This is a genomic window from Kineococcus glutinatus (assembly GCF_039542765.1).
Classification (GTDB): Bacteria; Actinomycetota; Actinomycetes; order Actinomycetales; family Kineococcaceae; genus Kineococcus_A; species Kineococcus_A glutinatus.
The window spans coordinates 1-6,774 of sequence record NZ_BAABIL010000664.1; the positions used below are offsets into that span (position 1 = coordinate 1).

The 6,774-nt window shown below is 77.5% G+C and carries 7 protein-coding genes; 2 read left to right on the plus strand and 5 right to left on the minus strand.

Annotation, left to right across the window (positions count from 1 at the left end):
- A partial coding sequence (locus ABEB16_RS19780; protein WP_345713916.1) for a DUF3418 domain-containing protein occupies positions 1-1,625 on the plus strand: 1,625 nt, incomplete at its 5' end.
- 26 nt (positions 1,626-1,651) lie between these two features.
- Here the strand turns inward: ABEB16_RS19780 and ABEB16_RS19785 are convergent.
- The 3 genes from ABEB16_RS19785 to ABEB16_RS19795 all read right to left on the minus strand — a co-directional run bounded on the left by ABEB16_RS19785 (position 1,652) and on the right by ABEB16_RS19795 (position 4,069).
- Positions 1,652-2,089: a GyrI-like domain-containing protein gene (locus ABEB16_RS19785; protein WP_345713917.1), complete on the minus strand. Its 438-nt coding sequence runs from the start codon at positions 2,087-2,089 to the stop codon at positions 1,652-1,654.
- 29 nt (positions 2,090-2,118) lie between these two features.
- The gene (locus tag ABEB16_RS19790; RefSeq protein ID WP_425560268.1) at positions 2,119-3,054 is read right to left on the minus strand and encodes a glycosyltransferase family 2 protein; all 936 of its coding nucleotides are present in this window, start codon (positions 3,052-3,054) and stop codon (positions 2,119-2,121) included.
- Between the two features lie 73 nt (positions 3,055-3,127).
- Entirely contained in the window at positions 3,128-4,069 is a 942-nt protein-coding gene (locus ABEB16_RS19795) for a glycosyltransferase family 2 protein (protein ID WP_345713918.1), read from the minus strand.
- A 168-nt stretch (positions 4,070-4,237) separates the two neighbouring features.
- On the opposite strand from ABEB16_RS19795, the gene ABEB16_RS19800 reads away from it, so the two are divergent.
- On the plus strand, positions 4,238-5,239 hold the full coding sequence (locus tag ABEB16_RS19800; protein ID WP_345713919.1) for a UDP-glucuronic acid decarboxylase family protein: 1,002 nt from the start codon (positions 4,238-4,240) through the stop codon (positions 5,237-5,239).
- A gap of 72 nt (positions 5,240-5,311) precedes the next feature.
- Here ABEB16_RS19800 and ABEB16_RS19805 read toward each other — a convergent pair whose 3' ends face one another.
- Entirely contained in the window at positions 5,312-6,307 is a 996-nt protein-coding gene (locus ABEB16_RS19805) for a glycosyltransferase family 9 protein (protein WP_345713920.1), read from the minus strand.
- The coding region (locus ABEB16_RS19810) for an adenylyltransferase/cytidyltransferase family protein (RefSeq protein WP_345713921.1) at positions 6,304-6,774 on the minus strand (471 nt) is incomplete at its 5' end. The genes ABEB16_RS19810 and ABEB16_RS19805, both read right to left, overlap by 4 nt.

A 6,774-nucleotide genomic window follows, 5' to 3' on the forward strand; every position in this document is an offset into this window, starting at 1 on the left:
ACGAGTTCTTCGCCCGCAACCGCGAACTCCTCGAGGAGGCCGAGGAGCTGGAGCACCGCGCCCGCCGCCGCGACATCGTGGTCGACGATGAGGCGCTGTTCGGGTTCTACGACGCCCGCCTGCCCGCCGACGTCGTCTCCGGCCGGCACTTCGACGCGTGGTGGAAGCGGGTGCGGCGGGAGCAGCCGGAGCTGCTGACGTTCGACCCGGCGATGCTCGTGGCCGAGGGCGCCGAGACCGTCAGCGAGGACGACTACCCCGACACCTGGCGGCAGGGCGACCTCGCGCTGCGGCTGACGTACCAGTTCGAGCCGGGCACGGCCGCGGACGGCGTGACCGCGGAGGTGCCGCTGGGGGTCGTCAACCGCCTCGACGCCGACGACCTGTCCTGGCAGGTCCCGGGCCTGCGCCACGAGCTGGTCACCGCCCTCATCCGCTCCCTGCCCAAGCAGCTGCGGAAGAACTTCGTGCCCGCCCCCGACGTCGCCGCCGCGGTCCTGCGCCGCGTCCGCCCGCACGCCGAGCCGCTGGCGGTGGCGCTGGCCCGCGAGCTGCCCCGCCTCGGCAGCGGTGTGGAGCTGTTCGCGGAGGACTTCGACGTCGAGCGGGTGCCGGACCACCTGCGCATCACGTTCCGCGTCGTCGACGACTCACCGGGCGCCGGGGGCGCGGTGCTGGCGGAGGGCAAGGACTTCGCCGCGCTGCGCGACTCCCTGGCCGGGCAGGTGCAGGAAACCCTGGAGGAGGCCTCCGACGAGCTGCAGCGCAGCGGCGCGAGGTCGTGGGCGGACCTGCCGGCGGAGGTCCCCGCCACCCACACCAGCCACCGCGGCGGCGTGGAGGTCACCGGGTTCCCCGCGCTCGTCGACGAGGGCGCGGGCGTCGGCGTGCGCACCTTCGCCACCGCCGACGAGGCCGGGCGGGCGATGGGGCGCGGCACCCGCCGGCTGCTGCTGCTCGTGCTGCCCTCCCCGGCCCGCGCGCTGCAGGCCGGGCTGCCCAACGACGCCAAGCTCCTGCTGGCCCGCTTCCCGCACGGCGGGGCCGGTGCCGTCCTCGACGACGTGGTCACCTGCGCGGTGGACTCCCTGCTCGCCGAGGCCGGTGGGCCGGTGCGCACCGCCGCGGCGTTCGACGCCCTGGCGGACCGGGTGCGCGCCGGACTGCCGCAGCGCGCCGGCGAGGTGCTGCAGCGGGTGCTGCGGGTGCTGACCGCGGCCGCGGAGGTGGAGCGCGCCCTGTCGCGCACGACGAGCCTGGCGGTGCTGCCCTCCGTCGCCGACGTGCGCGCGCAGCTGTCGGACCTGGTCGGTCCCGGTTTCGCGACGGCCGCGGGGTTCGAGCGGCTGCCGGACCTGCTGCGCTACCTGCGCGGCGCGCAGCGGCGGCTGGAGGCCCTGCCCGCCAACCCGCAGCGGGACCGGGTGCGGATGGCGGAGCTGGCGCGGGTGCAGGAGCGCTACGACGCCGCGCGCGCCCGCCACGGCGACGACGCGCCGCAGGAGCTGGAGCGGGTCCGCTGGATGCTGCAGGAGCTGCGCATCTCCAAGTTCGCGCAGCAGGTCGGCACCGCCCACCCGGTCTCGGAGGAGCGGGTGCTCAAGGCGCTGGCCGAGGTGGGCTGAGCGTCGCCCGCCCCGCGGGTGGGCGCTCAGCCGGGCAGGTCGACGAACAGGTCGTGCGCGCCGTCCCGGCCGTCGCGGGTGTAGCCGACGTCGAGCTTCACGTCGCCCACCGCCAGGCCGAGGCGCCGCGCCCGCTCGTGCATCGCGCCGAAGCCCTCCCCGATCGCCGCGACCGGCCCGGTGTGCACGTGGTGCAGGTAGCGCCCCGCGGGCACCTGCACCGACGTCGCGCCGGGCGGTGGCGCGAGCCGCCCCGGCGGGCCCGGCACGCCCACCACCTCCCGGTAGCGGCCGTCCCCGAGGTAGCGGCTCGCCTCCGCCCAGCGGCCGCCCCCGGGCCGGGGCAGACCGGGCAGGGTGAACACCTCCCGCCACGCGCGGGGCACCAGCGTCGCCAGGTCCGCGAAACCCGCCTCGACGACGAGCCCGACGACGACGGCCGCCTCCCGCTCCACGATCTCCACGCCCGCTCCTCCCGGCCCGGCTGCCGCGGTCAGCTCACGTACCGACGCGCGGTGGACGACTCCTGCGCGTCCTCCAGCGCGCGGAACCGCGCCTCGGCGTGCTCGGGGAGCACCCGCCGCTCCCGCAGCACCCAGCCCGCACCGCGCACCGCGTCGAGCACCGCCAGCGCCGAGACCCGGTCGCGCGGGACGGTGCGCAGCAGGAACCGGGTGCGGCGCAGCGCGACGGGCACCGGCCGGCGCAGCCAGGTGAACCACAGCGTGTTGCGGATGCCGTCGCGGCGGCGGCGGTGCGACTCCCGCAGCACCGACGCCTGGTGGTGCACCACCATGTCGGGGACGTGGCACAGCTCCCAGCCGGCGGCGGCCAGGTCGGCGGCCATCAGCTCCTCCTCCCCGCCCAGCCACAGCCGCGCGGAGAACCCGCCGACCTCGCAGAAGGCGTCGCGGCGCACCACCGAGGCGCCGGCGAGGAAACTGCCCAGCGCCGGGCCGGGCAGGTCCGGCGCCCCCCGCACGGGGGACTCGCGCAGCTCGACGTTGATGGGGTCGTCGATGCCGCCGGGCTCGACGAGGATCGTCGCGGTGAGCACCGCCACCCGCCCGTCGGCGTCCAGCACGTCGGCGGCCAGCCGCAGCGAACCGGGTTCCCACCACGTGTCGTCGTCGCAGAACGCCACGTAGGGGGTGGTGGCGGTGGCCACGCCGATGTTGCGCGCCACCGCGCCCTCGTTGCGCGGCAACGTGATCACGTCGAGGCGGTCGGCGCCGGGCGAACCCACCGGGTGCGCCGCGCGCAGGGCGGCGCTGGTGCCGTCGGTGGAGCCGTTGTCCAGCACGACCACCCGCGGCCGCTCCGGCAGGGCGAGCAGCCGCCGCACCGCCAGCAGCGCCTCCTGCCGCCGCTGCCAGGTGATGACGACGACGCTCACGCGCTCGTCGGCGGGCCCGGCCAGCACGGGCAGGGCGTCGACGGCGTACCCGGTGTGCTGCCCGGGGGTGTGCTGCCCGGGGGTGTGCTGCCCAGCGGTGTGCTGCTCAGGCAACGCCGCCCCCCAGCGCCGCGAGCACCCGCAGCCGCCGCTCGACCTCCGGGGCGTTCACCCGCCGCAGCCGCAGCGCGCGCGGCAGCATCCCCAGCGCCTCCAGCGCACCGGCCCGCTCCGGGCCACCGGCCGCCACCCGCCACGCGGTGCTGCGCACCGCCGACGGCAGCGGCCGGCGCATCCACGCCGTCAGCACCACGTTGCGGTGGATGCGCTGCGCCCGCACCGCCGGCGCGCTGCGCGCGGGGGAGGGGTGGTGGTGGGCGACCACGTCCGGCACGTACGCCATGCCCCACCCGGCACCGGTGAGGTCGTACGCCACCCGCTCCTCCTCCCCGGCGAAGAAGTTCACGTCGTCGAACCCGCCCACCGCGCAGAAGGCGTCGCGACGCACCACGCTGCCGCAGGCCACGAACCCCAGCACGTCCGGGCCGGGCAGGTCGCCGGCCCGGCCCCACGGCGCCGCGGCCATCTGCGCGCACACCGGGTCCAGCTCCTCGGCGTCGCCGACCAGGAGCCGCGCCGCCAGCAGCGCCAGCCGGGGGCTGGCCGCGAAGAACCCCGCCGCCCGCTCCAGCGACCCCGGCGCCCACCAGGAGTCGTCGTCGGCGAACGCCACCAGCGGGGTGCGGGCCGCCTCCACACCCAGGTTGCGGGCGGTGGCGCCCAGGTTGCGCCCCGGCTGCAGCAGCAGCAGCTCCGGTTCCCCGGCCTCCCGGCGGCGCTCGGCCTCGGCGCGCACCACCTCCAGCGAGCCGTCGGTGGAACCGTTGTCCACCACGACCACGGGCGCGGCGTGCCGGGGCAGGCTGGCGCGCAGGTCGGCAGCCCGGTCGCGGGTGGCCACGACCACCGTCACGGCGTGGCGTGCGGGCACCGTCGCGGCGGGCGGGGACGTCGGCGCGCTCTGCGGCGGGGGCAGGAGGTCGGGCACGGCCCGGAACGCTACAGCCGCCCACCCTCCCCGGCGCGGCAGCCCCCGCGGCCGGTGCTGCGGTGGTCGCCACCGCCGCGGGGTGCTTGACTCCCCGGCACGGGAACGGCGGGCACCGGGTGCCCGGCCGCAGCGCCGGCCGCGGCGCGCCACGACTGAGGAGGAAGCGTGACGGGAACGACGGTCGCCTCGACGCTGGGCAGCCGCACCATCCGGCGGGCCGTGGTCACCGGGGGCGCCGGGTTCCTCGGCTCGCACCTGTGCGAGGCCCTGCTCGACGACGGCGTCGAGGTCGTCTGCCTCGACAACTTCGTCACCGGCGGGCCCGCCAACGTCGAGCACCTCCTGCAGCGCGACGGTTTCCGCCTGCAGCGCTGCGACATCACCGACTTCGTGCACGTGCCCGGCGACGTCGACCTCGTGCTGCACTTCGCCTCCCCGGCCTCGCCCGTGGACTACCTGAAGCTGCCGCTGCAGACCCTGAAGGTCGGCGCCACCGGCACCTGGCACGCCCTCGGCCTCGCCAAGGACAAGGGCGCGCGGTTCCTGCTGGCCTCCACCTCCGAGGTGTACGGCGACCCGCAGGTCCACCCGCAGCCGGAGACGTACTGGGGGCACGTCAACCCCATCGGCCCGCGCGGGGTGTACGACGAGGCCAAGCGCTACGCCGAGGCCCTGACCACCGCCTACCGCTCCACCCACGGCGTCGACACCGCCATCGTGCGCATCTTCAACACCTACGGCCCCCGGATGCGACCGCACGACGGGCGCGCCATCCCCACGTTCATCCGGCAGGCGCTGGCCGGCCAGCCGCTGACCGTCGCCGGTGACGGGCAGCAGACCCGGTCCATCTGCTACGTCGACGACCTCGTCGCGGGGATCCTCGCCCTCGCCCGCTCCGGGGAACCGGGGCCGGTGAACATCGGCAACCCCACCGAGCTCAGCGTCCGGCGCATCGCCGAGGACGTCATCGCCGCGACCGGGTCGAGCTCGCAGATCCAGTTCGTGCACCGCCCGGTCGACGACCCGCAGGTGCGCCGGCCCGACACCACCCTCGCGCGCACCCTGCTGGGCTGGCAGCCGCGCGTGCCGTGGGCCGAGGGGCTGGAGCGCACCGTCGACTGGTTCCGCACCAGCGGCGTCGCCGAGGCCGCGGCCGCCCCGGCCTGAGCGGGGCGGTGCCGCGGTGGTCCGGACGACCGCCGCGGCGCCACCGGGCGCGGGCACCACCGCGGGCGCGGATCAGCGCCCCCCGAGCAGCTCATCGCCCGCGGCGAGCACCTCCGCCGGCGCGATGCGCCCCAGCGTCGGGTCCAGCGCTGCGCCGTGCGGGTCGCCGACGTACGTCGTGGCCCGCGGGTCCCCGCGCCACAGCACCCGGTGCCGGTCCGCGTCCAGCACCGGCCCCCACCAGTGCGGCGGCGTCGGCCCGAACAGCACCACCGACGCCACGCCCAGCGCCGTCGCCAGGTGCGCCGTCCCCGTGTCCCCCGACAGCACCAGCCGCGAGCGGCCCACCACCTCCGCCAGCCCCTCCAGGTCCAGGCGCCCACCCAGGTCCAGCGCCCCCGGCGCCAGCGCCGCCAGCTCCTCGGTGAGGTGCGCCTCGTCGGCGCTGCCCGTCAGCACCACCGGGTGACCGCCCGCCACCAGCTCCCGCGTCACCTCGGCCCAGCGCTGCACCGGCCAGCGGCGGGACGCGAACGCCGCGCCCGGGTGCACCACGACCGGGCCGTCGGGCAGCACCTCCGGCCGCGGCCGCAGCCGCAGGTCCTCCGGCCCGCACCACACCCCCGACGAGGCCGGCGACGTCCACTCCAGCAGCCGGCACCAGCGCGTCACCTCGTGCTCGTCCAGCCACCAGTCCGGGCCCACCGGGTTGGCCACGCTCGCGAACCCCAGCAACTCCGCCGGTCGCGTCGCCAGCAGCAGCTCCTGGCTCTCCGGCCCCCTGCCGTGCAGGTCCACCGCGACGTGGCCGGGCCCCGACAGCACCCCCTGCACCCCCCGCAGCGGCCGCAGCCCCGACGTCACCAGCACGGCGTCCACCACCCCGCGCCGCTGCAGGAACTCCCCGATCGCCGCGGGGGCGGCCAGCACCACCCGGTGCCCCGGCCAGCGCCGCCGCACCCCCCGCAGCGGCGCCACGCCCGTCAGCAGGTCGCCCAGCCCCAGCGCCCGCAGCACCAGGACGTCCCCGGCGGCGCCGGCACCGCCGGGCCCCACCGCCCCGCTCACGCCTGCCCGGCCGCCCCGACGGCCCGCTGCGCCTGCAGGATGCGGGTCGTCGAGCGCCCGTCGAGATACGGCAGCAGCACCACGCGCCCGCCCCAGCTGCGCACCAGCTCCGCCTCCGGCAGCTCCGCGCCGCCGTAGTCACCGCCCTTGGCCCACACGTCGGGGCGCAGCTGCGCCAGCGCATCGCGCGGGTCGTCCTCGCTGAACACCGCCACCGCGTCCACGCTCTCCAGCGCGCTGAGCACGCGCGCGCGGTCGGCCTGCCCCACCGCCGGGCGGGTGGGCCCCTTGAGCCGGCGCACCGACTCGTCGGAGTTGATGAGCACCACCAGGGCGTCGCCCAGGCGGCGCGCCTCGGCCAGGCACGAGACGTGCCCGGCGTGCAGCACGTCGAAGCAGCCGCCGGTGGCCACCAGCGTGCCGCCGCGCGCCCGCAGCCGGGCCGCCAGCTCCGCCAGCGACTCGGC